Genomic DNA, 26,320 nt, shown 5'->3' with positions numbered 1-26,320 from the left:
ACAGACTTGATTTAAGTGTTCGCGTCTTGTTCCATTTTTGAGTTGTAAACGCGAAATGTTGTTTTCTTGGCTTCCCAAGTGAAACCTGATTTGGCGAAGGGGCAGACGAACTTATACTGATGGCTGGATTAGCTTCCGAAATGTTAGCGGCCTTACGCTCCCATGAGGACATCTTTCGTTATTGGAAGAGTTTGCGCCGTTGCGGCAAGTTGCCATCGCGCCAGGATCTCGATCCCGTGGCGATCAAGCGCCGCCTTCCCACCATCAGCCTGATCGACGTGCTTGAGCCCCATCCGCACAATCGCCCCGAACTGTTCCGTCAGCGTCTGGCCGGCACTGAGCTGTTCAGCGCCTATGGCGAAGAGATCACCGGCAAGATGCTCGATAACATCTATACCGAACCCGAGGCGCAATACTGGGCCGAACACCTGACCTTCGTGGTCGAAACCGGCAAGCCCAATGTCGGCCTGCATTCGATGGCGTGGCGTGGCGCGCGTGGTCTCAGTCTGTTCTGGCTGCGCCTGCCGCTGGCGTCCGATGGCGTCAATGTCGATATGATCCTGGGCCATGACGCCCTGATCGGCAAGATCGATCTCCTGCAATCGGGCATACGCTCCGCCTCCTGATCCAGGCTGTTGCCTGCTTTTCCTCCCTCTTTATCAGATCACCAGCTCTTTTATCCCCGTCGTGCCACTATCTCAATGCGGGCGCAACCTTTCAGGTTTTTGTGAGTGTGCGGTGCCTTATACGTGTTAAAAAAAGGAAATAAAGCCTATTTGTGTTTTTGAATAGGAAAGTTATCCTCTCATTTTAGAACCCGCCGATCCTGTGTCCGTGGCCTGACCACAGACAGATGAGGAAGGGAAAATGCGATGATAAAAGCTCAAGCAACGACCATGATGACCGCCGTGGCGGCGGGAAACGGCAGCAGCGTACAGCCACTCTGTGCCGCCGGGATGGACCAGACGCGGGCGCATTTCATCATGGATCTGGTGGCGCTGGCCGCCGGCGTGCCGGCGGCGCAGATCCGCTCGGAAACCCGCAACAATGCCCGTGCGGCGCGGGCGCGCCAGATCGCCATGTATCTGGCCTATGTCAGTTTTCAGTGGCCGCTGGCACGTATCGGCGCCGCCTTTGGCCGTGACCGTACCGCGGCCGGTTACGCCTGTCGCCTGGTCGAGGATCTGCGCGATGACCGCGGCTTTGACAGCCGTCTCGATCGTCTTGAAACCTGTCTTAAAAACGCCCCTGACCCGTTCGACGTCAAGCTGCTCGGCACCAACCTTATGGAGATGGTGGCCTAGAGCGCTTTCCGAAAAGTGTGACGCACTTTTTGGATAAAAAAGCGCGTCCAAACAAAAAATTAGAGCGCCGATCTGATCCAATCAGATCGGACCACACTCTAGCTTTTCGGCGGGCGGATAACGAAATCGCTGAAGCTCGACAGGCCTTCGGGCGTGTGGTGGATATCTTCCAGCGGATTGTGGCTGAGCGTGGCATTCTGCGCCGCGCGCACAAAGGCTTCCAGCGATTGCACCACGCCCGCCGGCTCCGGCTGAACCGGCACCGGCATCGGCAACTCAGGCTGTTCCTCAGGTTTTACGACCGGCAGGCTGACCCGTACGGTAGTCCCTTCGCCAAGCTGGCTGCTGAGCGTCATGGTGCCGCCCAACAGGTGGGCCATCGACTTGACGATGGAGAGCCCAAGCCCGGTGCCCATGGCGCGCTGCTCAGGCGTGCCCGATTGCTCATAGGGCTGGCCGATACGGCTGAGATCGTCGGGTGCGATGCCGATGCCGGTATCGGCGATGAGGATATCGACACCCGCTTCGGTCGGGCTCAGGGTCAGCGTCACATGGCCGCCCTGGGGGGTGAATTTCACGGCGTTCGACAGCAGGTTAAGACAGATCTGCTTGATGGCGCGCTTGTCGGCTGTCACCATCACCGGCATCTGCGGCATATGGCTGATGATGTCGATGGCCTTTTCATGCGCCTGTCCGCGGATCAGCCGCAGCGCTGCCGACACCGGCTCGCGCATGTCGAACCCTTCCAGAGTCAGCTCGTATTTCTGCGCCTCGATCTTCGACATATCGAGCACGTCGTTGATCATATCGAGCACATGCTGGCCGGATTCCCAGATAAGCTGGGCGTATTCGGCATATTTCGGCGGCATCTCGCCGAAAAGCTGCATGCGCATGATATCCGAAAAGCCAATCACCGCGTTGAGCGGCGTGCGCAGTTCGTGGCTCATGCTGGCGAGAAATTGCGTCTTGCCCTGGTTGAGGCTCTCGGCCTCGACGCGCGCCGCCTCCAGCGAAGCCTCATGGGCGTGCGACAGCGAGCCATCGTTCATCACACCATAGAGACGGTTGTCCTGGCCCCGGCGCAAACTCAGCAGCACGTAGTGGTCCATGGCGGCGTAAGGGGTGAAGCCGATATCGGCGCGGCCTTCCATAATGGCCTGTTCGATGGCCGCCTTGACGACGATACGATCGGGCACATGGGCCGAGGCCGACAGGCCCAGTTGCAGTAATGCCTTCAGATCGAGACCCGCCGGCGCCTCGCCATAGGCGGAGACGACGCGGCCATCGCCATCGACGCAGATGAGGAGGCCCGGTTGCTCGGTCAGCATGTTGAGCAGGCGGGCGCGGGCGTCTTCGGCGTCAATGGCGCGTTCCGAACGCATGCGCAGGGCGGGCAGCACGGCCAGACCGAGGCCCGCCACCATCGAGACATTGGCGATGACCGACAACCAGAAGCCTTCCTGATCATCGGGCAGGCGGATGCCGTGCCACATGCTGATCATGATGGCGAACAGCGTGACGCCAAAGGCCAGTGAAGCGCCCAGCGTAATCAGGGTGCGCTGGTTGAGCACCACGGCCGCCAGCAGGGGCAGGGCGCACCACGCCGCCAGAGGCCCGGCAATGCCACCCGTCAGGGCCACGGCGATAAAGGCGCAGCCGGCCCACAGCCACATCAGCCCCTGGCGCATCACCTGGCTGTCGCGGCTGAGCAGCATGACGCAGGCCGCGCCCGGCACGGTGATGGCCACCATGGCGCCGATGACGAACAGCGAGGCCGGCAGGAATAAAAGCCCCAGAAGGCCGAGCAGCGTATAGCCCGACCAGCACAGGTGCCAGACCATGACGCTCAGGCGCAGGGATTGCAGGCCGCCCTGGGCGGGCGGGGCTTCGTCCTGAAAATAGGCGTTGAGCGACACGCGGGAAGTTGTCCTTTGAACTGTGAGACGCCCCCACAAGAGTGATGAGCGGTAAACCTTTGGATTTTAGCCATAAATGCTGAAATGCCCAAACCTATCTCTTGATACGGGAAGAATTGTTTCCAAGATGCTGCCAGCCGGGTCTTTTTCACAGCTATCGGCGTCCGTGTAACCTATACTTAAGACCGCGCGGCTAGACTGCAAGCTTAAGTTCGCGTCATGAGCCGTGCGAAGTTCAGGGTACTTTTATGTCTTTCCAGACGTCCATATCAGGGGCGTCCGCTCAAGGCCAGACCGCGGAAACGCCGAACTGGAACCTTGAGGCGGCGCAGCAGGCCGACAAGGATGTCGCCAAGCGCGCCTTCCTGCGCATGGTCAGCCACGAACTGCGTACCCCGCTCAACAGCATCATCGGCTTTTCGGATATCCTCAATCAGGAACTCTATGGTCCGCTCGGCTCGCCGCAATATGTCGAATACGCCGGCATTATCCGCGACAGCGGCACCAAGCTTTTAAATCTGTTCAATAATTTCATCGACATCGTGCGGCTGGAAGGCGGCGGCGATCTCAAGCCGGCGCCCGAACGGGTGCTGCCTGCCCTGCAGGACGCCATCGCCAAGGTGCGCAATCTGGCCACGGCGCGCGGCGTCACCCTCTATAACCGGATGCTTGACGAAGACCTGATGGCCGTTTCCGATCCGCGCGGCCTGGCCTCGTGCCTCGATCACCTGCTGCGCAACGCCATCGATTTCACCGCCGAGGGCGATACGGTCGAGGTCAATGCCCGCCCGGCGACGGAAGGCCATGTCGATATCACCATTTTCAACCGCGGCAATGCGCCGGATCAGGCCGATATCGAACGCCTGATGCGCCCCTTCGAGCAGGGTGATAACGCGGTCAACCGTGTTCACGAAGGCGCCGGTCTGGGCTGGGCCATCGTCAAGCTCAATGCCGAGGCCATGGGCGGCGCGTTCGGCGTCGTGTCGCGTCAGGGCGAGGCGCTAAAAGCGATCCTGCGCCTGAAGGCGGTATAGACGGCTGGACAATTAGATTTCTTGCTTATGCAGCTTGGGCTTGCTTTTTGCCTCCGTTCGCCCAAAATGCGCATCAGGGGGAAGAACTATGGACTATGATGCTTTAATCAAATCTATCCGCAAAAGCATTTTCTACAGGCTGGTCGGATCTTTGGGTAATGCTGTCTTTCTGACCGGCAGCGCGTTGCAACTGGATATAGTCAATACACTGTGGCCCCTATCTACTTTGTTACGCTTTTGGCTTGTAGGCATCGTGATGTTGACGGGTGCTCTTGTTCAGATAATTGGCTGGCATATTGCCGATAAGGCGCAAAGATTTCCTGGCATTTCAGTCTGGCTGAAAAGCTATAGTGAAATAAAAAGGCAGTTGGTCTTTAGCCAGATTATTATTGTCATCGCACTTTTTTGGATACTTGGACTGATGTATCTAGGTAGCAGCGAAAGGTATCGAATTGACTATTCGGTATTATTGGCTGTGTTCTTATGCAGCCTGACCTGGGTGATGTTTTTTGCAGACCTGCTATTACCCAGAAAACTGCCAAAGCGCGAAGAAGTATAGCAAGGCAGACCCGTCTCCTAAAATTCTGCACACGCCAAAAAACGCTTTCTCGCAGATGCGAAGCGTGATATGACAGCGCTGTCATTAGTTGTGTAAACGGGCAGCCTATAAGGTGTGGCCGCAGGATTAGAGTTATGAACGTGTTTAAAAATATGGTTGTGCGTCTGGTTGTGAGCTGGGCAAAAGCCCACAGACTGCCCGTTTCTGAATAACGGCACATCGGCCAGATATATACTGCGCTCATCCGTAAAGGGCTGCGCAGATAAGGCTTAGTGCAGCTTCCCGCCCGACATCCTGACCTTCGACGCCAGATCGATCAACTGGCCGGTACTCATGGGCCCACGCCCATCGACCTGCCAGAGCGGCGACGCCTTCAGGGGTGTTATGCTGAACCCTGCATCCCGCAGTCCATCGACGATTCTGGCAACAGCATCCGTCATAGTTCAAGCCTCCTTACAATTACGCTTTACAAACTCTGCTTAGCATGAGTCGCGCTAATGACGTAAAAAGGTTAATGGCGGTTAATCGCTACCACTCACGCTCCGAAGCACAGCTTTGAGGTTGCAAGCCTCAAAAGATTGATTCAGGATGCCGTTATTAAGCGGCATCGTAGTGAGGGCGTAAATGCTGACAGGCTCGTGTCATTGCGGAAAAGCAGGCTGGACACTTCATGGTGATCCGGGCTCCATAACGGCTTGTAATTGCACGCTATGCCGCCGTTACGGTACGCTCTGGGCCTACGATTACGAAGGGGAGCGCATAGCGATCAAGGGGCAAACGGCCTCATATACGCGCGTCGAAAAAGACACGCCGACCCTTGAAATACTGTTCTGCCCTGTCTGCGCCTGTGTCGTAAGCTGGCGGGGGCTAGAACTCGAAGCCGATGGCCGCAGACGCATCGCCGTCAATATACGTCTGACGCTACCCGATCCCGTGCAGGATCTTCCGATTGATCATTTCGACGGGTTGGACAGTTTTGAAGACCTGCCATCCAGGGGGCGCTGCGTGCGCGATCTCTGGTTTTAGAACAAGCCCCGCGCTACTCTGCTGGCGGTTCCCACAGCTCGATCGGATTGCCTTCGGGATCGTGGATGCGGGCGAAGCGGCCGGTTTCCGGTGTGTCCCACTCAGGATTTCTCACAATCCCAATACCGGCGTCTGACAACTGAGCCAGCAAGGCGTCAAGACCCGTGACCCGCAGGTTCAGCATATAGGCCTTCGAAGCGGGGAAATAATCCGTGGCCCTGGCGAAGGGCGCCACGATGGTCGGGCCCGCCGACTGCTGCCAGTCATAGCCACCGACGCCGAGATGCTTTTGATACCAAGCCGAAAGCGCCTTGGGATCGTCTGAGCGGAAGAAAAAACCGCCGATACCTGTTACGGGCATAGTCGTGTTCCTTATCGTGCGTGTTTGGCAAAATGCCGGTTCCACAAACCTACATCATTTGAGCAAATTTCAAAGAGAGGCTGTGACGAGGGTGCGATCATGAAATCTGTGCTGATCTGGCTTATCTGTGGATACCGCTGTCTTCACATCGCCGCTTGAACCCCGCGACGTAAATCGACATATAGGCGCCAGTCTCCCCAAGCCTGTCTGATCGAGAGCGCTCCATGTCCGAATTTCAAGCCCGCCTGAACGATCTGCTCGATGAATTCGAGCTGTTCGACGACTGGGAGGACCGCTACCGCTACATCATCGATCTCGGCAAGGATCTGGCGCTGCTTGAAGACACGGAAAAGACCGATGTCACCAAGGTGCTCGGCTGCGCCTCGCAGGTCTGGCTGATGATCGATCCGGCGCCCGAAGGGATACTGCGTTTTCGCGGCGAGTCCGACGCGTTTATCGTCAAGGGGCTGATCGCGGTGCTGGTGCGGTTGCTCGATGGTTTGACGTATAGCGAGATTCAGGACTTCTCGATCCGCGACACCCTGACGAAGCTCGGCCTTAACGAAGCGCTGTCATCACAACGCACCAACGGCCTGATGTCGATGGTCGAGCGCCTGAAACGCGCGACGGCCTAAAGCGCTCTAAAGCGCCGTATTGGGATGATTGTTGGTATAGCTCGACGGCAGGGCGACATAGCTTAGGCCGGTCAGGAAATCGCCGACCTCGAAGCGGGCATAGATCGGTCCATCGGCGGTGTTGAATTCCACCACCATATCCTCACGCGGATCGAGCTTGGCGATCGCCATCCAGGCGCGGGCGGGAAAATCAAAGCGCAGGGCATTCTCCGGCACCTGCTTGCCGACGAAATCACCCGTCAGCGAGAATCCGGCCAGGTTGGTCTTGACCTCCGGGCGCAGGGCCGCGGTCGTCTCGGCGATGTTGCGCGCCATGAAGCTCAGCGAACTGAAGTCGTTGAAGCCGAGCGGCATCTCCGTCGTCAGGCCATAGGGCGCGCGCTCGATGCGGCCGACGGCGACGATATCGGTGTTGCGCACCAGAAGGCGGGCGCTGTAGGGGCGCACACCGTCATGGAATCCGGCCATCAGGGTGAAGCTGTTCTGCTGCAGGGTGCCGTAGAGCCCGAAGGCCAGATCGGCCTTATCGGTGTTCTGATACTGTACCAGCCGCCAGGCGGTGTCGTCGGTAAAGGCGCGGTTGGCGGTCCATTCGGTGCGCCCACTGTTCCACGCGACATGCGGCAGGGCCATGAAACGGCGGTAGCCGCCGCGCGCGATCTCGGCCTCCGAGGCCAGTTGCGGACTGGCGCAATCGGTCTGACCGGCGGCGGTGCGGGCCTTGTCCAGCCACGGCGCCAGATAGGCCATGCTGAGGCCGGCGCGCAGGGCGTCGTTGCGGGCTTGCAGGTAGCCGGCCTTCAGCGCCTGCGACGTGGCGGCATCTAACAGGCGGCAGCGGGCATCGGCCTGCATCATGTAATAGCGCTTCACCAACGGCAGGGTATAGTCGTCCGCCGTCCGGGCCAGCAGGGGCGCGGTGAAACCGGCCAGCATGACCGTGGACGCTAGGACGAGCTTTTTTAACATTGGGCGGAGGGTCATAAACGGCTTTACAGGGGCGCTAAGGCATGGCTTTACGGAGGATATCGGGCGCCAATATAGCCGATCTGGCTTTAAACGGCGTTTCCAAGCAAGGTTAGCCAAATGTTACTTTCAGCCGATCTGTGGGTCAGCGCCTTGTTGCGGCGGGTGTCGCAGGCGGGCAGTTTCGCCTATATCGCGCGCCGCGGTGACAAGTCGTATGGCTCGGTGCTGGTCAAGGTGCTGAATCTGCGCACCCGCGATCTTTACGTGCTGCGTGAGGCGCAAAAGGGCGAGGAAACCGTGTGGATGCGGCCGGTCGAGACGCTGAACGAGGCCGATCTTGATGCCTGGATCGCGCGTCAGGCCAAGTATGATCCGGATATCTGGGTGGTCGAGATTGAGGACTCCGAAGGCCGGCATTTCCTGACCGAGACGGTGGAGGTATAAACGGGGAAGGGGAAGGTACAGTCTTTTCCTCCCCTGTAGCGCAGCGTGCGGGGGAGGTGGCAGCGCGAAGCCCGAAGGGCTGGTGTCGCTGACGGAGGGGGCAACACCCTAGCACTACTTTGGCATATTATTCTTGGCGGGCTCGGCGAGGCGTTTGTCACAGTGGGGACAGCGCCTTGGTGGCGGTCGCATGAAGAGGTCGAGAATGGCCTGGCGGATGGCGGGCATTGTCGGCTGAGGCGGTGGCCCCCCGACTCTTTTTTTTTCGTCCCGCTGCTTTGAGGCGGCGGGATTGGAGAAATGCAAAAGCGATCATCGCCATTAGACAATGTCGGTGCAAACCGGTCCATGACCTGCCTTCGAAGTGATCAAGCCCAAGCTCTTCCTTGAGTTGCTGATGTGCCTGTTCGCAGATCCACCTTGCCTTGATAGCCGCGGCTAGCATCTTGAGGGGGGCGTCGGCAGGCAGGTTTGACAGGTAGTATTTCTGTTCTCCGGTTGAACGCCTTTCCCCGACCAGCCAGACCTCCTCCTCGCCAGGCATGGCTTGGACACGACCGTCGCTCATACGATGCCTGTGGCCATCTGCGACCCGAACGCGGCAAGCGGCAAACTGGCAGTTCAGCTTGCCTTTGGTTCCGCGCCGCCAACTTACTTTCTTCCATTTCCCATCAGCCAACATCTTTTCGGCAGAGACAGCAACATCGTCAGGGACATGGTATTTGCGCCGCCTTCCGGTTGCCGCTTCCGGGAAGATTAGGCCGACGTCTGCCTGATACACATTCTGACGCCGTGATATGCCGACGGCCCACAACAGGTCGCGCTTGCTCAGGGCCTCGCGGAACGGCCCGCTTGACCCATAGCCAGCATCGGCCAGCACGCACCCGAACCGGGCCCCAGAGGCTATAACACGATCAATTTCCTCAATGGCGATCTCCGGCTTTGTCAGGGCAACCTGGCATTCTTGCGGGACCCGAGCCCGGTTCATCCGCGCGACATCATTCGTCCAACTCTCGGGCAAGAACAGGCGCAGGCCCACCATCACAGGCACTTCGCGCGATGCCAGCGTCACCGAAACAAGCGACTGGCAGTTGGACGTCTTGCCAAGCGAGGAAGCATATTGCGCCGCCACGCCAACCGAATGGCTGCCCTTTTTCGGCAGCGCCGTGTCATCGATGACAAGATAACCGGCATCATCCCCCACCAGACGGTCGGCCTCCTTCAGGAGAACGGCTTCAAGCGGTCCACTTTCCCAAACGCCGTCAGAGACAAAATGATGGAGTTGGTCATAGCCAAACTCGCCATCGCGGGCGGCCATCGGCTGGACACTCTTGCGGTCACCCGGGCCAATCAGGCCTGCAATATAGGCAGGGCACAGCCGCATCCGGGTCTTATGCCGCAAGGCCACCAGGAAGGGCGTCAACCAATCTTCCAAATCTACGCGCCAATGTTCCGACATCGCCAGTCTCCTTAAAGCTGGCTCTCTATGAATCACGCAATGTCAGCCGGGGGAATCCTCAAAATTCATTTTCTGCCAAAGTAGTGCTAGTGTTGTGACTTTAACGCCTGTCGCCCCCTGGCGACCTTTTCAAGAATGTCTGTAGCGGATTTGGTCCAAACGAAGGGCTTTGGATCGGCGTTGTGATGATCGAGATAGTCTTGAATTGCGCCTTCGAGTTCGGCGACACTCTTGAACACGCCGCAGCGGATGCGATCGCCTGTTATCAAGCCGAAAAAGCGTTCGACCTGATTGAGCCAGGACGCCGAAGTGGGGGTGAAATGCATGTGGAAGCGAGGATGTTTGGCCAGCCATGCTTTGACCGCCGGATGCTTATGGGTGGCATAGTTGTCGGCGATCAGGTGCAGGTCGAAGCCCTTGGGCGTGCTGCGGTCGATGAGTTCGAAGGAATTTGAGCCATTCCTGGTGCCGATGACGTTTCATGCATTCGCCGATCACCCTGCCGGTGGCGACATCGAGGGCGGCGAACAGTGTCGTCGTGCCATGCCGCTTATAGTCGTGGGTCATCGTTCCCGCCCGCCCCTTCTTCATTGGCAGGCCCGGTTGGGTGCGGTCCAGCGCCTGGATCTGTGACTTCTCATCGACCGAGAACACCAGTGCCCGGTCCGGCGGATCAAGATAGAGACCGACGACGTCCGTCACCTTCTCGACGAACTGCTTGTCGTTCGACAGTTTGAACGTCTTGGTCAAATGGGGCTTGAGCCCATGCGCGCTCCAAATGCGCTGTACGCTGGTGTGGCTCAGACCCACCGCCTTGGCAAGCGTGCGCGCGCTCCATTGCGTGGCAGCCGGTGGCTTCTGTCGCAGCGTCATCTCGACCACACGCGCAATGACTTCGGCGCTCAACGGCGTCTTACGGCCAGGCCGGGTCGCGTCGCGCCCAAGCCCATCGACACCCTGCTCAAGATAACGATCGCGCCAGCGGTAGGCCGTCTTCTTGGTCTTGCCCAGCGTCCGCACAATCGACGCCAAACTCGCCGCGTCCGCCCACATCAGCACGATCCGCGCACGCCAAACAAGCTTCTGCGGCGTGTTCCGGTCCGCCACCCAACCTTCCAACCGCACCCGAGCCTCAGGCGACAGCAACAGCCTTTTGTCCATGTCCATCGACACAGACTCGCATATTTGCAAGATCAAGGGAATCCATCCGTTGATTCCGCAACACTAGTCAGCAAAGAGGCCCCCTCCGTCGCGGACTTCGCCGCGACACCTCCCCCGCTTCGCAGGGGAGGATGATGAAAAGGCTTCCCAGATCAAAGTGCGGCGTATGGCTTGCCAAAGGCAATTGTCTGAGTTAATTGTATACGATATAATTTGTTCCAGAAAAGAAATATGCCACATGTCCAGGAAGTTCTTCGCAGAAACCCGCCCGCATCAGTGTGAAACCGGCTGTCCTTGCGCCACCGATGTCAGCCGCCGCACCTTTTTTGCCGGCGTGACGGGCGCAGCCCTTTTCACTTCGATCGCCCCCTTCGCCACCGCCACGCGCGCCGAGGATAGCGCTGTTAATCTGGCAAAGGTGGCCAAGCCCTCCACCTCCTATAATTCCGGCGACACAAAGGTTTCCGCGCTCAATGACGGCAACAGCCCCGCCAGTTCCGCCGACGCGGAAGCCGGCATGTACGGCAACTGGCCCAAGACCGGCACCGAGTGGGTGCAGTACGACTGGAGCCAGCCGGTCACCACCAACAAGATCGAGGTCTACTGGTGGGTCGATGGTCAGGGCGTCGGCGCGCCGAAGGCCTGCCGCATCCTCTACTGGAACGGCACGGCCTATGTGCCGGTAAAGAACCCAAAAGGTTTGGGCACCGCGAAAGACACTTTCAACGTCACCACCTTCGACGAAGTTAAAACCGACCGCTTGCGCCTCGAAATTATCTCCGACGGTAAGCTCTCGACCGGCATCCTCGAATGGCGCGTCATGAGCTCCGGCGCCATCCCGCTGTTTGCTCCGGCTGTGGCGGCGGGTATCGACCGCACGGTGGTCATGGGCGGCAAGACCTATCTGCGTGGCAAGGCCGAATGGCTGACCTCGACGGCCGACGCCGGCACTCTGTGGCGCAAGGTCTCAGGTCCCGGTGACGTCACCTTCGCCGATCCGAAGGCGCCGGTCACCAGCGCGCAGTTCTCGGCGCTGGGTGATTATGTGCTGGAGCTTGAGGCCCACACCGGCGGGAAGGTCAGCCGCTCGACGCTGGCCGTCCATGCGCAGGCCGCACCGCCGGCCGAGCGCCTCGATGTCGTCTACACCAAGCGCTATAGCATCGACAGCCCGCTGTGGAACACCCGCGCCAAGACCCTGATCGTCAACTGGATTCCGCACGTCATCGACTATTGCGAACGCACCGATCTCAAGATCGGCAATGGCGGCATCGACAATTTCATCGAGGCGGCCAAGGCCAATCGCGGCGAGCCGCACGCCCCGCACAAAGGCTATGTCTTCTCCAACGCCTGGGTGCTGGAAACGGTCGAGGCCATCTGTATCGCCCTGATGGTCGATCCGCAGGGCGACAAGGACATGATCAAGGCGCAGGCCCATATGCAGGCCACGCTGGAGCGCTGGATTCCGATTATCCTGGCCGCGCAGGAGCCGGACGGTTACCTGCAAACCGCCAAGACGCTGGCGACCAAGGAAGACTGGCCCGAGCGCTGGTCACCCGACCACCGCGCCGACCACGAAGGCTATATCGCCGGCTATTTCATCGAATCCGCCATCAACCACCACACCCTGACCAACGGTCAGGATCTGCGCCTCTATAACGCCGCCAAGAAGCTGGCCGATTGCTGGGTCGCCAATATCGGCCCCGGCAAGAAGGAATGGTTCGACGGCCACCAGGAAATGGAACAGGCGCTCATCCGCTTCGGCCGCTTCGTCAACGATGAAGAGGGGAACGGCAAGGGCGATGCCTATATCGCGCTGGCGAAGTTCCTGCTGGAATCGCGCCGCGGCGGTCAGGAATATGACCAGAGCCATCTGCCGCCCGAGCAACAATATGAGGCCGTCGGCCACGCCGTCCGCGCCGTCTATTTCTACTCGGCCATGGCCGATATCGCCGCCGAAACCGGCGACCGCGATTACCAGAGCGCCGTGGCGTCCCTGTGGGACAACATGGTCAACCGCAAATACTATGTCACCGGCGGCGTCGGTTCGGGCGAGACCTCGGAAGGCTTCGGACCGGACTACAGTTTGCGCAATGGCGCCTACTGCGAATCCTGCTCAAGCTGTGGCCTGATCTTCTTCCAGTACAAGATGAACCTCAGCTACCACGACGCCAAGTACGCCGATCTCTACGAGCAGACGATGTATAACGCGCTTCTGGGCTCGACCGATCTGGAAGGGCGCAGCTTCTGCTACACCAATCCGCTGGTCAATACCGAGCGCACCCTGTGGCACGTCTGCCCGTGCTGCGTGGCCAACATCCCGCGCACGCTTTTGATGATGCCGACCTGGACCTACGTCAAGGACAAGGCTGGCCTCTACGTCAACATGTTCGTCGGCTCAAAGATCACGGTCGAGAAGGTGGTCGGCACCGATGTCGAGATGGTGCAGAAGACCGACTATCCGTGGAACGGCGCGGTGGCGATCACCGTCAATCCCAAGGAAAGCAAGACCTTCACCCTGCATGTCCGCGTGCCGAACCGCCACACCAGCGCGCTCTATACGGCCGTGCCGGCGATCAGCGGCCTCAAGGGCTTCACGGTCAATGGCCAGGTTTACACGCCGCAGATCGTCAACGGCTATGCCTTGGTCACGCGCGAATGGAAGGCCGGCGATACGGTCGCCTTCGAGATTCCGATGGAGCCGCAGCGGATCTATGCCGATGAGAAGATCGAGGCCGATCGTGGTCTGGTGGCGCTGGGCTACGGTCCGCTGGTTTATAATGTCGAACTGGCTGACCAGAAGAGCATCACCGGTCCCTTGAGCAACGTGCCGATCAAGGCCGAATGGCGTCCCGATCTGTTGGGCGGCGTGGTGGCCCTGACCGGCAAGTGGGCCGATGGTTCGCCCATGCTGGCCATCCCCAACTATGCCCGCATGAACCGCATAGGCGGTAAGGCAAGTGAAATGGGCGCCGGCGATATCGACTACGCGCCGGGCACCAAGACCGCCGCGGCCGAGGTCGGGCCGCGCCAGCGCTTCACCGGCCTGCAATCACAGGTCTGGATCAAGAGCCAGGGATAAAGCGCCGGCAAAGCCGGGGAGGTGGTGTTTAGACCATCGCGTCCGGTGCCAGGGCGCAACTGTGCGCGCTGGCGCTCATCTCGATCTGCACCGTGGCGTGGATAATGCCGTGATGGTGCTCCAGTTCCTCGGCCAGGTCATGCAGGAAGGCGTCGCCCGGATGACCGCCGGGCATGGTCAGGTGCGCGGTCAGCGCCACCTCGGTGGTGCTCATGCCCCAGATATGCAGGTCGTGGACATCGGTGACGCCCGGCAGGCCGCAAAGAAACGCCTTCACCTTGTTGAAGTCGATATGCGGCGGCACGCCCTGCAAGCTTAGCCGCACCGAATCGCGCAGCAGGCCCCACGTTCCCCAGACGATGACCAGCGACACCACGATGCTGAGCGTCGGGTCGAGCCACGCCCAGCCGGTCAGCAGCATGGCGAGACCGGCGATCACTACGGCCGCCGAAACCACCGCATCGGCCGCCAGATGGGCAAAGGCCGCCTTGATGTTGAGATCGGATTGTCCTTGGGCGAACAGCCAGGCGGTGAAGCCATTGACCAGAATGCCGGCGCCGGCCACCCACATGACGATGTCGCCCTGAACGGTTTCATGGCCGGAAAAGCGCTGCACGGCCTCCCAGATGATACCGCCGACCGCCACCATCAGCAGGACGGCGTTGAAAAGCGCCGCCATGATCGAGGCGCCGCGGAAGCCATAGGTGAAACCGGCCACTGGCTTCTTTTTCGCCAGCCACCACGCCGCCCAACTGAGGATCAGCGAGATGACATCGCTGAAATTATGCCCCGCATCGGCCAGGAGGGCCAGCGAGTTGGCCTTCAGACCATAGACGATCTCGGCGATGATGAAGGCGGCGTTGAGCGCGGCGGCCCACAGAAAGCGCGTGCCGAAATCGGTCGGGGCGTGAGAATGGCCATGCCCGCCGTGGGAATGGCCGTGGCCATGGTCATGAGAAGGGTCGTGAGCGTGATGATCGTGCGCCATGGCGGTTTCCGGCAGGGTAAAAACATGACGCTAATCGTTTTTTATGATCGCCGCCAGAGATGATTTAAAAATGCGATAAAAATACAATGACTTAATGTTATAACCTACAGGCCATAGGCAGGGCATTTTTTTGCACTAAGGTTGTAAAAAACGCTGAAACGCGGTCTTAAGCTGCGGCCTACTTTTTGCTGACCGCAAGCCATAAGGTGTTATTGGCATATAATGTGACGATAGACGCCTGATAATACGATAAATCTGGATAGACATGACCTCCACAACGCCTTCGAGACCCCCAAAGATGGCCTTTATGCCGCGTGTTTCGCTCGACGATAAGTTCCGCGACGCGCAGTATCACCCGTCAGGGTTCGACTATCAGCGCATCCTGTTGTCTATGGCCATCGTCGCCGTGCACAGCATAGATGTGTGTTACGGCGAGGCCTTTGCCATCAAGGTGTGGGATACGCCGTTCGTCGGTTTTCTCAAGCTGGCCATGCCGATGTTCTTCATCCTCAGCGGCTTTCTGATCACCGGCAGCCTTGAGCGCTGCCGCACGCTTGTGAGCTTTCTGGGCTGCGGGCTCTGCGCATCTATCCGGCCCTGATCGTCGAGGTGGTGCTGTCGGCCCTGCTGATCGGCCCGCTGGTGACGAACGTGCCACTGACCCAGTATTTTACCGATCCGGCCTTCTTCCAATACCTCGTCAACATCACCGGCTATATCAGCTATACCTTGCCGGGCGTCTTCACCACCAATCCGATTCCGGAGATCGTCAACCTGCAGCTCTGGGCGATACCTTGGGAACTGATCGGCTATGGCACCGGCGTCGCCCTGATCTTCATGGGTATCAAGAAGCACCGCTGGGTGGTTCTGATCGCCATCGCCATCTGGCTGGTGATCGATGTGATCGTGCTCAAGCGCGAAGGACGGTTGGCGGCCACGCTCGGCGTCTTTCATGACGTCCATTCCGGCGGCAAACTGATCGTACTGTTCCTGTTCGGCACGCTGGCCTTCTATTACCGCGCCTTTATTCCCTATAACGCCATGCTGTTCTGGGCTTCGCTCGCCTTCTCGGTCTTTGCCTCCTACGCCTTGCCGGCCGCCGATTACCTGACCATGCTGCCTTTGGTCTATCTCACCCTCTATCTCGGCGTTACCGATTTCAAGCGCGTGAAATTCATCGGCCTGGCTGATTTCTCCTATGGCATCTATCTCTATGGCTGGATTTTCCAGCAGTTCCTGGTCGATGTCTTCCCCTGGTCGCGCCACTGGTACATCAATATCGCCCTGGCGATGCCGCTGGCCATTCTGGCCGGCATGATCTCGTGGTACGGCGTCGAGAAGCCGGCCAAGTCGCTCAAGCCCTATCTGTGGGTGATCGAGGAAAAGTGGATCAGCCTGAAGGCGCGTCTTTTCAAGACTTCCGCCGCCGCCGATTCGTGATAGCTGTAGCGGGCATCCGATCATGTCCGAGGCCCGCGCCATGCGTTTAAAGTCCTTACTTGCCACCATCACCGTTGCCGCCGCGCTGATCGCTGCGCCGGCTCTGGCAAAAGCCCCGCACGTGGCCTGGGTTCCCACCTGGTACGCCGCGCCCGAACCTTCCGGCAGCGCGGCGGTGATCAGCGACATGACCCTGCGCCAGATCGTGCGGGTCAGCGCAGGTGGCAGCTCGGTACGTCTTCGTCTCTCCAATGCCTATGGATCAGCGCCGCTACGCATCGATGATATCCGTATCGCCCGCCGCGACAGCGGCAGCCGCATCGATCCGGCCACCGACAAGGCCGTCACCTTTTCCAGCCATGCCGGCATCACCATTGCCCCCGGCGCCTATGCCCTGAGCGATCCCCTGCCGCTGGAGATCTCAGCCCACGCAGCGCTGGCTGTCAGCCTCTATGTCAGCGCCCCGACGCCGCTGCTCACCGTCCACGACATCCAGCGCGGGGCACTCTATACCGCTCCCGGCAACCAGACATCCGCCGCTGATCTGCCCGATACCAAGACCGATATCGGCATCGGCAGCGCTTTTCCGTGGCTGGCCGAGATCGAGGTCTCCGGCACCAAGGCAGACACCGCCCTGATCACCTTTGGCAACTCGATCACCGACGGTTACGGTATCACGCCTGACAGCGGCGCGACTTGGCCGGAGCTTTTGAGCCGCCGCCTGCACGACGCCGGCATCCCTTTGAGCGTCGTCAATGCGGGCCTGAGCGGCAATCGCCTGCTGCACCACGGCACCTGGGCGCGTTTTGGCGATGGCGGTCTGGCGCGCTTCGATCGCGATGTGCTGGCGCAACCCAACGCCGCCGCCGTCATCGTGCTGATCGGCATCAACGATCTTGGCCATGCGCAAGGGCCGGGCTCGGCGGGTTATGTCTCGGCCGAGGACATGATTGCTGGCCTGAAGCAGATGGCCGAACGCGCCCACGAACGCGGTTTGCGCATCTATGCCGGCACGCTTTTACCCTTCGAGGGCACGGTGTTCGAGGGCTATTATTCGCCCGAAAAAGAAACGCGAAGGCAGGCGATCAATACGTGGATTCGCGGACAGAGCCTGTTCGACGGCGTGTTTGATTTCGACACCGCCACGCGGATGAGCGAGGCGCCTTTGCGCCTGCGGCCGGAATTCGATGTTGGCGACCATTTGCACCCGAACGACACCGGGACAGCCGCCATGGCCGGCAGTATTCCTTTGAGCGCCTTTGACTGGGCGAAGAAGTCATCACTGGTCCGGGATCGCATAGTCTCTGACGGCAAATGAAGCGGTCACACCGCCATCCATCAGGACATCGCTGCCAGGTGATAAGGCCGCCTTCCGGTCCCTTTCCGCTGTGCGTTCAGCATGGAATAAAGATTATATAGGCGTCATAGACTATCCGTAATGCGAAAAACATTTCGCGCATCACGGGAACGATCATGTCAACCATCGCCGAACGCACAGACTTACCGAGGGTGCTTCTGATCGAGGACTCGTCCGGTGACGCCACCCTGATGAAACTGGCTTTCAAGCGCTCTGCCATGCCGACGCACGTCACCGTCGCCAACTCGGCCGAGATGGGCATGGCCATGCTGAGGCAGGAAGGCGATTATAAGGCCACGGCTTTACCCGACATTATTCTCATGGATCTGAACCTGCCGAAGATGCGCGGTCTGGAGTTTTTGAGCCGCGTCAAAGCCGACCCCGTCCTGCGCAGTCTTCCTATCGTGGTTCTGAGCAGTTCGGAGACCGCTAGTGATCTGGCGGCGGCCTATAACGATTATGCTAACGGCTTCGTCGTCAAGCCCATCAGCCTGGACGATTACGATAATGTTGTTCAGATCATCGAGGACTACTGGTTCAATCTGGTGCAAACCCTGCCCCATACCGAAGCCGGATTATAGGACTTGGCAAGCGCCCTTTGACGTCATAACCTTACCCCAGACATAGCCGGGGGGATTAATATGGATTTTACATTCGGTGGCGTTTTCAGCCGCTTCTTCAAACTCATCGGTGAAAATCTGAGCAGCCTGCTCGTGGTTGGCCTATTGTTCACCATTGCGCCCGCCGTGGCCAGCTACTACGGCCTGTTCATATGGGCGAGCACGAACGGCACCGACTGGCAGACGACATTCATGACGATGAGACCTGAAGTCTACGCCCTGCTGGGCGGCGGTGGTCTGGTCTTCATCATTCTGAACCTGATCGGTACATGCGCAATCACAGAAATCGCCATCCTTGGCGGGGGCGGGAGCAAGGTGAACCTGGCAAGCGTGTTATCGCACGCCGTGCGCAATGCTTTTCCTGTCCTGATCTTAGGCTTTATCGTAGGCCTGTTAACGGCGCTACTGAGCTTGTTGCTGATCATTCCGGGCATCATGTTTCTACTGGCCGCCTACGTCGCCATTCCGGCCTATGTCGGGCAACCCGGCCTTGGCCTTTGGGGCGCGGTGAAGCGTTCCTTCGAACTGACCCGCAACCATCGCTGGGGCATTCTGGGGCTGCTTATCGTGATGGGCATTATATCCGGCATCATCAGCGCTGCACTCAGCGGCATAGCCAGTGTAACGCCGATGGCGGACGTCCCGCTCTCTCTGAGCATCACTCAAGGCCTTATCAACGGCGCTTCCACCCTCATAGACCAGATCTTTGTCGCCGCTATCTATGTATCTCTTCGCAAGTCGAAGGACAGGACGATGCCCGAACAGGCCGCCGCGGTTTTTGAATGACGTTTACGATTGCCGCGACGGCACGCCGGTCAGAGATTTAACAATCTAGAAAACTTCAAAACCCCATGCCTTTTTAAGGGTTTTGGCAAGGGCGACGGCCCGTTTGCACGCAATCTCTTACGAAAAAGCTTAAACGCCTTTAGGCGTTTAAGCCGCCATGCGGTGCCAGACTTGGGTGTCGATCTTGCCGGCGTCGAGTTGACCGATCTTCTGCTGCTCATACAGCATGCCCAGCGCCAATTCGTTGATCGACTTGAAGCTGGCGTCGATGCTGTCGGGCGTGCCGCTATTGGAGGTCGGGAAAAACTGGGCGGCGTTGACGCGCGGCATCTTCATATGGATGAGATAGGCCAGGCGGCGGGCGCGTTCGGGATTCTTGCGGTGCGTCGCCGGGTCTTCCGCGAACATTTCCTTACCCAGAAGCGCGATGTAATCGATGCTGAGCGCGTCGAAGCGATCGGCATCGAGCGGGTTCATAATATGCGCCGAGTCGATATCCAGGATAAGGTCATTCAACAGAAAATACAAAACGCTACCTTTGGCCGTGACCGGCTCTTGAGTTGTGGTCGAGGTACAGACTAACTCAAAGGTTTTGTATTTCTGTTGAAATATAAGGTGAACCGATGATTCACCTTAATCAGGCGGTCACGCCCGCTTGTAGGTCATCAAAAACACCGCCAGCGCCAGCAGCGGCACCATGCCGCCGGCCATCGCCACATATTCCCAGCCGCCGCTTTCATAGAGCGGACTGGAGATGGCCGAGCCAATCGCCCCGCCAGTGAAGATGCCGGCCATGTAGATGCCGTTGACGCGGCCACGGCTTAAGGGATCGAGCGCGTAGATGGCGCGCTGGCCCTGTACCATGTTCATCTGGACGCAGAAATCGAGCACCACGCCTAGAAGGGCCAGCACGATGATGCCGCGCATCGACGGCAGGAGCGTGATCAGCATGGCCGCGGCCCCGACCGCCAGCGCGCCGAAGGTGGCCTTGACGGTATGGCCGGCATCGGCCAGACGCCCGCTTAAAGGCGCGGCCAGGGCGCCGGTGGCCCCCACCAGGGCGAACAGGGCGATCTGCGTTTGAGTGAGGCCGAAACGCCCGGCCAGTTCGAGCGGCGCCACGGTCCAGAACAGCGAGAAGGCGCAGAACATGCAGGCCTGAAAGAGGGTGCGCAGGCGTAAGGCCGGATGCGCCCGCCACAGCACGGTCAGGGAATGGATCAGCCGCACATAGGTGGTCTTGTGGTCGGGCTGGCGGCGCGGCAGGGTGAGGGCGAGCAGGCCGCCCATCAGCACCATGAAGGCGGCCGCGGTGAAATAGACGGCGCGCCAGCCGAAATGATCGGCGATCAGGCTGGACAGCGGCCGCGATAAAAGGATGCCCAACACCAGTCCGCCCATGATGTTGCCGACGATCTGCCCGCGCTTCTCATCGGAGGCCATGTGCGCCGCCAGCGGGATCAGCACCTGCACGGCGACGGTGGCCAGGCCGATCAGCAACGACACGATCAGGAACAGCGCGCTATTGCTGGTCAGGGCCGCCGCCAGTAAGCTCACGAAGGCAGCGGCCAGCAGGATCAGGGTCAGGCGGCGGTTTTCGGTCCGGTCGGCCAGTGGCACGATGAACAGGAGGCCAAGGCCATAGCCGATCTGGGTCAGGGAAACGATCAGCGAGGCGGTATGGTCGGACAGGCCAACCGCCGGCGCGATCAGGGCGATGATCGGCTGGGCATAATAGAGATTGCCGACGATGACGCCACACGCCAGGGCGAACAGACCGACAAGGCCGGGTGTGAGTTTTTGTGTGTTTGGCATCACAATCTTCCCCCCTCGCCCCTTTTTAGGGGAGAGGGTGGCTCGATACATCGAGCCGGGTGAGGGGTTTCAGATGGTAGAATTCCCTCTCACCTCTAAAAAGGGGCGAGGGGGCAGGAAAGGGAACGGAACATTTTGCGGATATAGAACTTCGGCTGTTACGGAACAAGCCGTAAGAACCGGTCATCTGTCTTGATAAATCCTGACCTTTGACTTGTGATGTGTTTTCAAGTTTACGTGAGCGTTAGCAATCCTGTCACTATGTTGTGGTATACGTGATTGGCAGTGACCTCCGAAAAGGCGTAAAACGGCAGCATGACCTTCGAGCAAATTAGCGAAAAACTGCAGCATTACCCGACGCGCTGGGCCCGCCATGCCGATCTGATCGTGCATATCGTTGGTCTGGCCTTTGCGCTGTTCGGCGGTGGCGTGGCCCTGGGCCTGGCGGTCAGTCACGGCCTGCTCGGCAAGGTGGCCGCCATCACCATCTATGCGCTCGGCATGATCGCCATGCTGGCCTTTTCGACCGCCTATAATTTCGCCGTGCCGCGCTGGCAGCCCCTGCTGCGCCGTCTCGATCACGCCGGCATTTTCCTGATGATCGCCGCGAGTTACACCCCCTTCACGACGCAGGCGCTGAAAGGCGGCTGGGCCTTGTGGATGAGCGTCGGCGTTTGGTCGCTGGCCGCCCTTGGCATACTGGCCAAGCTGTTCCTGCCTGGTCTGGGTAAGGGGTTCTGGATCGTGCTCTATCTTATTCTTGGCTGGCTGGTGGTTATAGCCATCAAGCCGATGGTGCAGGAAGTGCCGCTACCGGCCATGATCCTGCTGGCGCTTGGCGGTGTTGTTTATTCCGTCGGCACCATCTTCTACGCCATGAAAACCCTCAAGTTTCGCCGCGCCATCTGGCATGGCCATGTGCTGACCGGCGCTGTGCTTCATTATGTCGCTGTCCTGACCGGCGTCATATTGGTCGGGGGCCATTAACTACACTTGATAAAGTGTGACATTTATAATAAGATTCCCCTCAACAGGGTGGAGTATCAAAAAAATGTCTCCTTTAGTCGTAATCGTTGTTGCGTGGTTTGTGGCGATTTGTGCGTGTTTGATGGCGTTTGCCCATCGAAACAAGCATAAGAGCTAAGCAGAACTCGCGTTCGGCGCTTTTCAGAAACGCACAGAGTTCGTGTGCGTCTGTCGTGACACGGGTCTATTGCCCGGTCGTTGCCTAAAACTTTGACTTTTCAGCCTTGACGCTTTATCCGCTCAGGCATGTCAAATACACCCGAAACCGAAGCACCGCGCCGCAGAACCTTTGCCATCATCTCCCATCCGGACGCCGGTAAAACGACGCTGACCGAGCACCTGCTGCTCGCCGGCGGATCGATCCGCGCCGCCGGTCAGGTGCGCGCGCGGGGTGAAAACCGCCGCACCCGTTCCGACTGGATGAAGATCGAAAAGGAACGCGGCATCTCGGTGTCGTCCTCGGTCATGACCTTCGAGCACGACGGCAAGATGTTCAATCTGCTCGATACGCCGGGCCACGAAGACTTCTCGGAAGACACCTACCGCACCCTGACCGCCGCCGACGCCGCCATCATGGTGCTGGATGCCGCCAAGGGCATCGAGCCACAGACGCTCAAGCTGTTCGAGGTGTGCCGCCTGCGCGATATCCCCATCATCACCTTCATCAACAAGATGGACCGCGAGGCCGAGGATGCTCTGGCCCTGCTTGACGAGGTGGCCTCGAAGCTGCAACTCGACCCGTCGCCGCTTTACTGGCCGGCCGGTTCGGGTAACCGTTTCCGTGGCATGATCGAGCTGAAAACGGGTCTGTTCTATCCCTTCACCAAGCGCGATTCCGGCGCCGAATACGATCAGGGCCACGATGATGCCGTGCCGGTCGATGAAGCTGTCTCCAAAGGCTGGCTCTCGGCTTCCGAACTGACCGAGTTGAAGGATAACGCCGAACTGCTCGAAGGCGGCTTCAAAGCGTTTGACGAGGCGGCCTTCCTCGAAGGCCATATGACGCCGGTTATCTTCGGCTCGGCACTGCGCCATTACGGCGTCAACCAGCTTCTGGCCGCCATCGGTGGCTTCGCGCCGCCGCCCAAGGTGGTGAAGGCCTCGAAGGCCGGCGTCGATACGGTCGTCAACCCGATCGACAAGGAGGTCACCGGCTTTGTGTTCAAGGTTCAGGCCAATATGGACCCGAACCACCGCGACCGCATTGCCATGCTGAAACTGACCTCCGGCAAGTTCCAGCGCGGCATGAAACTTAAGGTGCAGAACACTGGCAAGCAATTGTCGGTCAACGCGCCGATCATGTTCTTCGCGTCTGACCGCGAACTGGCCGAGGATGCTTTCGGCGGCGACGTCATCGGCATCCCCAACCACGAAGTCCTGCGCGTGGGGGACAGTTTGTCGGAAAGCGGCACGATCCGCTTCGCCGGTCTGCCCAACTTCGCGCCGGAAATCCTGCAGCGCGTGCGCGTGAAAGATCCACTGAAGGCCAAGCACCTGAAGAAGGCGCTGGAATCCCTGGCCGAAGAGGGCGTTACGCAGTTGTTCCGCCCGAGCATCGGGTCTGACTTCATTGTGGGGGCCGTCGGTCAGCTCCAGTTCGAGGTCATGGCTGATCGCCTGGCCAATGAATATGGTCTGGATTGCGTGTTCGAGCCTTCGCCTTACGCCGAAGCCCGCTGGCTGGGCGGCACGGCGGAAAAGGTCGAGGATTTCGCCGGTAAGTATCGGGCGCAGATGGGCTCGGACATCGATGATGCGCCGGTCTTCCTCGGCAAGTCGGGCTGGGAGATCAACTACGTGTCCGAACGCTTCCCGGATGTATCTTTCCAGCGGACGAAAGAGCGGGGATAGAAAAAGCACCCGGCAGGTGCTCGACCTGCCGGGTGAGGTTTAGCACCGGCTTAAGGGTAAGCCGACGCCAGCAGATTGAGGGCGGCGCGCAGGATCATGACGGCCAGCACCAGCCAGGATGCGCCAAACAGAACCATCCGTATGCTGATGATATTGATCAGCGACTGCCACAGCGAATGCGCGAGGCGTAAGATCACATAGAGCCAGGCCAGCGCCACAAAGAGCGGATCGGCCTGTCCCAGCAGCACAATCACGATAACGACGGCGTAGAAGAGGGGCGGGGCCTCGGTCAGATTGTTGTAGTTGGCGGCCGGATTGAGCGCCCAGTTCGGCAGCTTGCGCATGGTGGCGTAGGTGGCGGTCGACGTGGTGACGCCTGCCTGTTTCATGGCCCACAGGCGGCTGACATAGAGCCAGACCATCATGGTGAAGTGCAGCGCCCCCATGGCGAGAATGGCGGCCAGCATCAGGTTCGCGGCATTTGCCATAACATCCCTTCTTGTATTTTTGTACTGAAATGCATAAATTAAGTTTCGAGGTCGCCTGTCAAGAGTTTTATGCAAAATGGTACAAAATAATCCCGATAAAGTCAGGGGCCGCCCCAGGGCCTATGATCGCCCGACAGCGCTGAAATCGATGCGCGAATCCTTCTGGGAAAACGGCTTTTCCGGTACGTCGCTCGATGATCTCAGCGCGGCGACAGCGATGAACCGGCCGAGCCTCTATAACGCCTTTGGTGACAAGTCGGCCGCCTTCATGGAGGTTCTGGAGGACTATATCGCCGAGACGCGCGCCCTCTATGTGGCGGCTTTCACCGCCGAGGTGCCGCTGCGCGAAGGCCTGAGGCGGGTCTATGATACCGCGATCCAGATCTATGCGCGCGAGGACGGCAAGGGGCGCGGCTGCTTCATGATCAGCGCCGCCCTGATCGACAGTCTGCGTGACCGCGAGATCGCCGAAGTTGTTCTGAAGGCCCTGCACGAGCTCGACCGCGCGTTTCACCGCCGCCTGAAGATAGCGCAGCAAAAGGGCGAACTGTCGCCCAATGCCGATATCGACGCTCTGGCGACGGTGGCTATTACCCTGCACAATACTCTGTCGGTGCGGATGCGCGCCGGCGAGGATATGGCGACTGTGCGCAAGTTCATTGACCAGACGATCGGTGTGATCTGCGGGTAGGGGAAGAAGGTTTATCCACAGATTGCACAGATTAACACAGATTTAGAAGGGCTTGAGGCGTCTGAGCCGTCTCTCGAACACGTTGTGCAGTACCAGGTAAGCAAAGGCGCTGACGCGCATAAATCTGTGTTAATCTGTGCAATTTGTGGATTCCTAACTTTCCTTCCGACTGGCGGGAAAGGCGGCGCGTACCTATTTTTGTATAAATAGAGAGAGACGCATGAGCACCACCTTCAAAATCGGCAACGACATCGCCATCAACCGCCTGGGCTATGGCGCCATGCGCATCACCGGACGTGGCGTCTGGGGCGAACCGACCGACCGCGCCGAAGCCCTTCGCACCTTAAAGCGTCTGCCGGAACTGGGGGTTAATTTCATCGATACCGCCAATTCCTACGGCCCCGATGTCTCGGAAAAACTGATCCGCGAGGCGCTATATCCTTATGATGGTCTCCTGATCGCCACCAAGGCAGGCTTTACGCGCTCAGGCCTGGATCGCTGGACGATGAATGGCCGCCCGGACTACCTGATCGCGCAGGCGGAAAAGAGCCGCGAGCAACTGGGCGTCGAACAGATTAGCCTGTGGCAACTGCACCGCATCGATCCGCGTGTGCCGGCCTCCGAACAGTTCGATGCGGTCAAAAACCTGCTCGATCGCGGCGTCATCCGTCATGCCGGCCTGAGTGAGGTTTCGGTGGCCGATATCGAGGCGGCGCAGAAGGTTTTTCCGGTGGCAACCGTGCAGAACCATTACAACCTCGTTCAGCGCGGCTATGAGGACGTGCTCGACTATTGCGAGGCCCATGGCATCGGCTTTATTCCGTGGTATCCGCTGGCCGCCGGCGATCTGGCGCAGAGCGGTGGTCCGCTTGATCATATCGCGCGTCTGCACAAGGCCACGCCGTCGCAGATCGCCCTGGCGTGGATGCTCAAACGCTCAAATGTCATGCTGCCAATCCCCGGCACCTCGAAGGTGAAGCATCTGGAAGAGAATGTCTCCGCAAGCAAGATCACGCTGTCGGACGAGGAGTTTGCAGCGCTGGATCGTGCAGGAAAGTAAGTTAAGGTTTGACCACGGATAAGCACGGATGATGCGCAAGCGCATCGACACGGATATTCAGGATATGTGAAAAATGCAGGTGTTTGTCGAAGTAAGACGGCCTTGCTATCCAAAACCGTGGTCAGCACGTTGTAAATACTCATCCGTGCTATCCGTGGTTAAAATCTTAAATTCGCCATCTTGCTCTACCGATAGTTTTGCTCCACAACCCAGTATAAGCTTTTCAGCTTTAAGGTGAAATATAGGGG

At 59.1% G+C, this 26,320-nt stretch carries 26 protein-coding genes and 1 pseudogene; 17 read left to right on the top strand and 10 right to left on the bottom strand.

Going from position 1 to position 26,320, the window contains the following annotated elements:
- Positions 1-119: 119 nt before the first annotated feature.
- Together ABQ278_RS15745 and ABQ278_RS15740 are read left to right on the top strand one after the other, a co-directional pair.
- Positions 120-626, top strand: coding sequence for a PAS domain-containing protein (locus ABQ278_RS15745; RefSeq protein WP_349320431.1), 507 nt, complete (start codon positions 120-122; stop codon positions 624-626).
- Positions 627-872: 246 nt separating this feature from the next.
- Positions 873-1,304, top strand: coding sequence for a helix-turn-helix domain-containing protein (locus tag ABQ278_RS15740; RefSeq protein ID WP_349320430.1), 432 nt, complete (start codon positions 873-875; stop codon positions 1,302-1,304).
- A 98-nt stretch (positions 1,305-1,402) separates the two neighbouring features.
- Here ABQ278_RS15740 and ABQ278_RS15735 read toward each other — a convergent pair whose 3' ends face one another.
- Entirely contained in the window at positions 1,403-3,220 is a 1,818-nt protein-coding gene (locus ABQ278_RS15735) for a HAMP domain-containing sensor histidine kinase (RefSeq protein ID WP_349320429.1), read from the bottom strand.
- 248 nt (positions 3,221-3,468) lie between these two features.
- Between ABQ278_RS15735 and ABQ278_RS15730 the strand changes: the two genes are divergently transcribed.
- Both ABQ278_RS15730 and ABQ278_RS15725 read left to right on the top strand, forming a co-directional pair.
- Positions 3,469-4,254: a HAMP domain-containing sensor histidine kinase gene (locus ABQ278_RS15730; RefSeq protein ID WP_349320428.1), complete on the top strand. Its 786-nt coding sequence runs from the start codon at positions 3,469-3,471 to the stop codon at positions 4,252-4,254.
- Between the two features lie 88 nt (positions 4,255-4,342).
- Entirely contained in the window at positions 4,343-4,813 is a 471-nt protein-coding gene (locus ABQ278_RS15725) for a hypothetical protein (RefSeq protein WP_349320427.1), read from the top strand.
- A 269-nt stretch (positions 4,814-5,082) separates the two neighbouring features.
- Here ABQ278_RS15725 and ABQ278_RS15720 read toward each other — a convergent pair whose 3' ends face one another.
- A complete protein-coding gene (locus tag ABQ278_RS15720; protein ID WP_349320426.1) occupies positions 5,083-5,253 on the bottom strand; it encodes a hypothetical protein in 171 nt (56 codons plus the stop codon).
- A 184-nt stretch (positions 5,254-5,437) separates the two neighbouring features.
- Here ABQ278_RS15720 and ABQ278_RS15715 point away from each other — a divergent pair, with 184 nt between their 5' ends.
- Positions 5,438-5,839 carry a GFA family protein gene (locus tag ABQ278_RS15715; protein ID WP_349320425.1) on the top strand — a complete coding sequence of 134 codons (402 nt, stop codon included), beginning with the start codon at positions 5,438-5,440 and terminating at the stop codon, positions 5,837-5,839.
- A 13-nt stretch (positions 5,840-5,852) separates the two neighbouring features.
- Here ABQ278_RS15715 and ABQ278_RS15710 read toward each other — a convergent pair whose 3' ends face one another.
- A complete protein-coding gene (locus ABQ278_RS15710) occupies positions 5,853-6,200 on the bottom strand; it encodes a VOC family protein (protein ID WP_349320424.1) in 348 nt (115 codons plus the stop codon).
- A gap of 224 nt (positions 6,201-6,424) precedes the next feature.
- Between ABQ278_RS15710 and ABQ278_RS15705 the strand changes: the two genes are divergently transcribed.
- Complete coding sequence (locus ABQ278_RS15705; RefSeq protein WP_349320423.1) at positions 6,425-6,835, top strand: SufE family protein; 411 nt, start codon at positions 6,425-6,427, stop codon at positions 6,833-6,835.
- A 6-nt stretch (positions 6,836-6,841) separates the two neighbouring features.
- Here ABQ278_RS15705 and ABQ278_RS15700 read toward each other — a convergent pair whose 3' ends face one another.
- Positions 6,842-7,804, bottom strand: a complete 963-nt coding sequence (locus ABQ278_RS15700; protein WP_349320422.1) for a hypothetical protein — start codon at positions 7,802-7,804, stop codon at positions 6,842-6,844.
- A gap of 117 nt (positions 7,805-7,921) precedes the next feature.
- On the opposite strand from ABQ278_RS15700, the gene ABQ278_RS15695 reads away from it, so the two are divergent.
- Positions 7,922-8,248, top strand: coding sequence for a DUF1491 family protein (locus tag ABQ278_RS15695; RefSeq protein ID WP_349320421.1), 327 nt, complete (start codon positions 7,922-7,924; stop codon positions 8,246-8,248).
- A 157-nt stretch (positions 8,249-8,405) separates the two neighbouring features.
- Here ABQ278_RS15695 and ABQ278_RS15690 read toward each other — a convergent pair whose 3' ends face one another.
- On the bottom strand, positions 8,406-9,707 hold the full coding sequence (locus ABQ278_RS15690; protein WP_349319961.1) for an IS701 family transposase: 1,302 nt from the start codon (positions 9,705-9,707) through the stop codon (positions 8,406-8,408).
- A gap of 86 nt (positions 9,708-9,793) precedes the next feature.
- Positions 9,794-10,874, bottom strand: a pseudogene (locus ABQ278_RS15685) (IS630 family transposase).
- A gap of 232 nt (positions 10,875-11,106) precedes the next feature.
- On the opposite strand from ABQ278_RS15685, the gene ABQ278_RS15680 reads away from it, so the two are divergent.
- Positions 11,107-13,950 carry a beta-L-arabinofuranosidase domain-containing protein gene (locus ABQ278_RS15680; protein ID WP_349320420.1) on the top strand — a complete coding sequence of 948 codons (2,844 nt, stop codon included), beginning with the start codon at positions 11,107-11,109 and terminating at the stop codon, positions 13,948-13,950.
- 28 nt (positions 13,951-13,978) lie between these two features.
- Here the strand turns inward: ABQ278_RS15680 and ABQ278_RS15675 are convergent, their stop codons facing one another.
- Entirely contained in the window at positions 13,979-14,938 is a 960-nt protein-coding gene (locus ABQ278_RS15675) for a cation diffusion facilitator family transporter (RefSeq protein ID WP_349320419.1), read from the bottom strand.
- A gap of 307 nt (positions 14,939-15,245) precedes the next feature.
- Here ABQ278_RS15675 and ABQ278_RS15670 point away from each other — a divergent pair, with 307 nt between their 5' ends.
- The 5 genes from ABQ278_RS15670 to ABQ278_RS15650 all read left to right on the top strand — a co-directional run bounded on the left by ABQ278_RS15670 (position 15,246) and on the right by ABQ278_RS15650 (position 19,141).
- A complete protein-coding gene (locus ABQ278_RS15670; protein WP_349320418.1) occupies positions 15,246-15,539 on the top strand; it encodes a hypothetical protein in 294 nt (97 codons plus the stop codon).
- An 8-nt stretch (positions 15,540-15,547) separates the two neighbouring features.
- Entirely contained in the window at positions 15,548-16,378 is an 831-nt protein-coding gene (locus tag ABQ278_RS15665; protein WP_349320417.1) for a hypothetical protein, read from the top strand.
- Between the two features lie 22 nt (positions 16,379-16,400).
- Positions 16,401-17,696, top strand: a complete 1,296-nt coding sequence (locus ABQ278_RS15660) for an SGNH/GDSL hydrolase family protein (protein WP_349320416.1) — start codon at positions 16,401-16,403, stop codon at positions 17,694-17,696.
- Between the two features lie 155 nt (positions 17,697-17,851).
- Positions 17,852-18,316, top strand: a complete 465-nt coding sequence (locus tag ABQ278_RS15655; RefSeq protein WP_349320415.1) for a response regulator — start codon at positions 17,852-17,854, stop codon at positions 18,314-18,316.
- 60 nt (positions 18,317-18,376) lie between these two features.
- Positions 18,377-19,141, top strand: a complete 765-nt coding sequence (locus ABQ278_RS15650) for a hypothetical protein (RefSeq protein ID WP_349320414.1) — start codon at positions 18,377-18,379, stop codon at positions 19,139-19,141.
- A gap of 147 nt (positions 19,142-19,288) precedes the next feature.
- Here ABQ278_RS15650 and ABQ278_RS15645 read toward each other — a convergent pair whose 3' ends face one another.
- Together ABQ278_RS15645 and ABQ278_RS15640 are read right to left on the bottom strand one after the other, a co-directional pair.
- Complete coding sequence (locus tag ABQ278_RS15645; protein ID WP_349320413.1) at positions 19,289-19,657, bottom strand: hypothetical protein; 369 nt, start codon at positions 19,655-19,657, stop codon at positions 19,289-19,291.
- 129 nt (positions 19,658-19,786) lie between these two features.
- A complete protein-coding gene (locus tag ABQ278_RS15640) occupies positions 19,787-20,956 on the bottom strand; it encodes an MFS transporter (RefSeq protein ID WP_349320412.1) in 1,170 nt (389 codons plus the stop codon).
- Positions 20,957-21,271: 315 nt separating this feature from the next.
- Between ABQ278_RS15640 and ABQ278_RS15635 the strand changes: the two genes are divergently transcribed.
- Together ABQ278_RS15635 and ABQ278_RS15630 are read left to right on the top strand one after the other, a co-directional pair.
- Positions 21,272-21,943, top strand: a complete 672-nt coding sequence (locus ABQ278_RS15635; RefSeq protein ID WP_349320411.1) for a hemolysin III family protein — start codon at positions 21,272-21,274, stop codon at positions 21,941-21,943.
- A 285-nt stretch (positions 21,944-22,228) separates the two neighbouring features.
- Positions 22,229-23,833, top strand: coding sequence for a peptide chain release factor 3 (locus ABQ278_RS15630; protein WP_349320410.1), 1,605 nt, complete (start codon positions 22,229-22,231; stop codon positions 23,831-23,833).
- A gap of 50 nt (positions 23,834-23,883) precedes the next feature.
- Here ABQ278_RS15630 and ABQ278_RS15625 read toward each other — a convergent pair whose 3' ends face one another.
- The gene (locus tag ABQ278_RS15625; RefSeq protein ID WP_349320409.1) at positions 23,884-24,321 is read right to left on the bottom strand and encodes an MAPEG family protein; all 438 of its coding nucleotides are present in this window, start codon (positions 24,319-24,321) and stop codon (positions 23,884-23,886) included.
- Between the two features lie 76 nt (positions 24,322-24,397).
- Here ABQ278_RS15625 and ABQ278_RS15620 point away from each other — a divergent pair, with 76 nt between their 5' ends.
- Positions 24,398-25,012 carry a TetR/AcrR family transcriptional regulator gene (locus tag ABQ278_RS15620; protein WP_349320408.1) on the top strand — a complete coding sequence of 205 codons (615 nt, stop codon included), beginning with the start codon at positions 24,398-24,400 and terminating at the stop codon, positions 25,010-25,012.
- Positions 25,013-25,232: 220 nt separating this feature from the next.
- Positions 25,233-26,072, top strand: a complete 840-nt coding sequence (locus ABQ278_RS15615; RefSeq protein WP_349320407.1) for an aldo/keto reductase — start codon at positions 25,233-25,235, stop codon at positions 26,070-26,072.
- Positions 26,073-26,320: the final 248 nt, after the last annotated feature.

The sequence above is a fragment of the Asticcacaulis sp. MM231 genome (assembly GCF_964186625.1).
Classification (GTDB): domain Bacteria; phylum Pseudomonadota; class Alphaproteobacteria; order Caulobacterales; family Caulobacteraceae; genus Asticcacaulis.
This window is presented reverse-complemented; position numbering and strand designations above follow the sequence as displayed.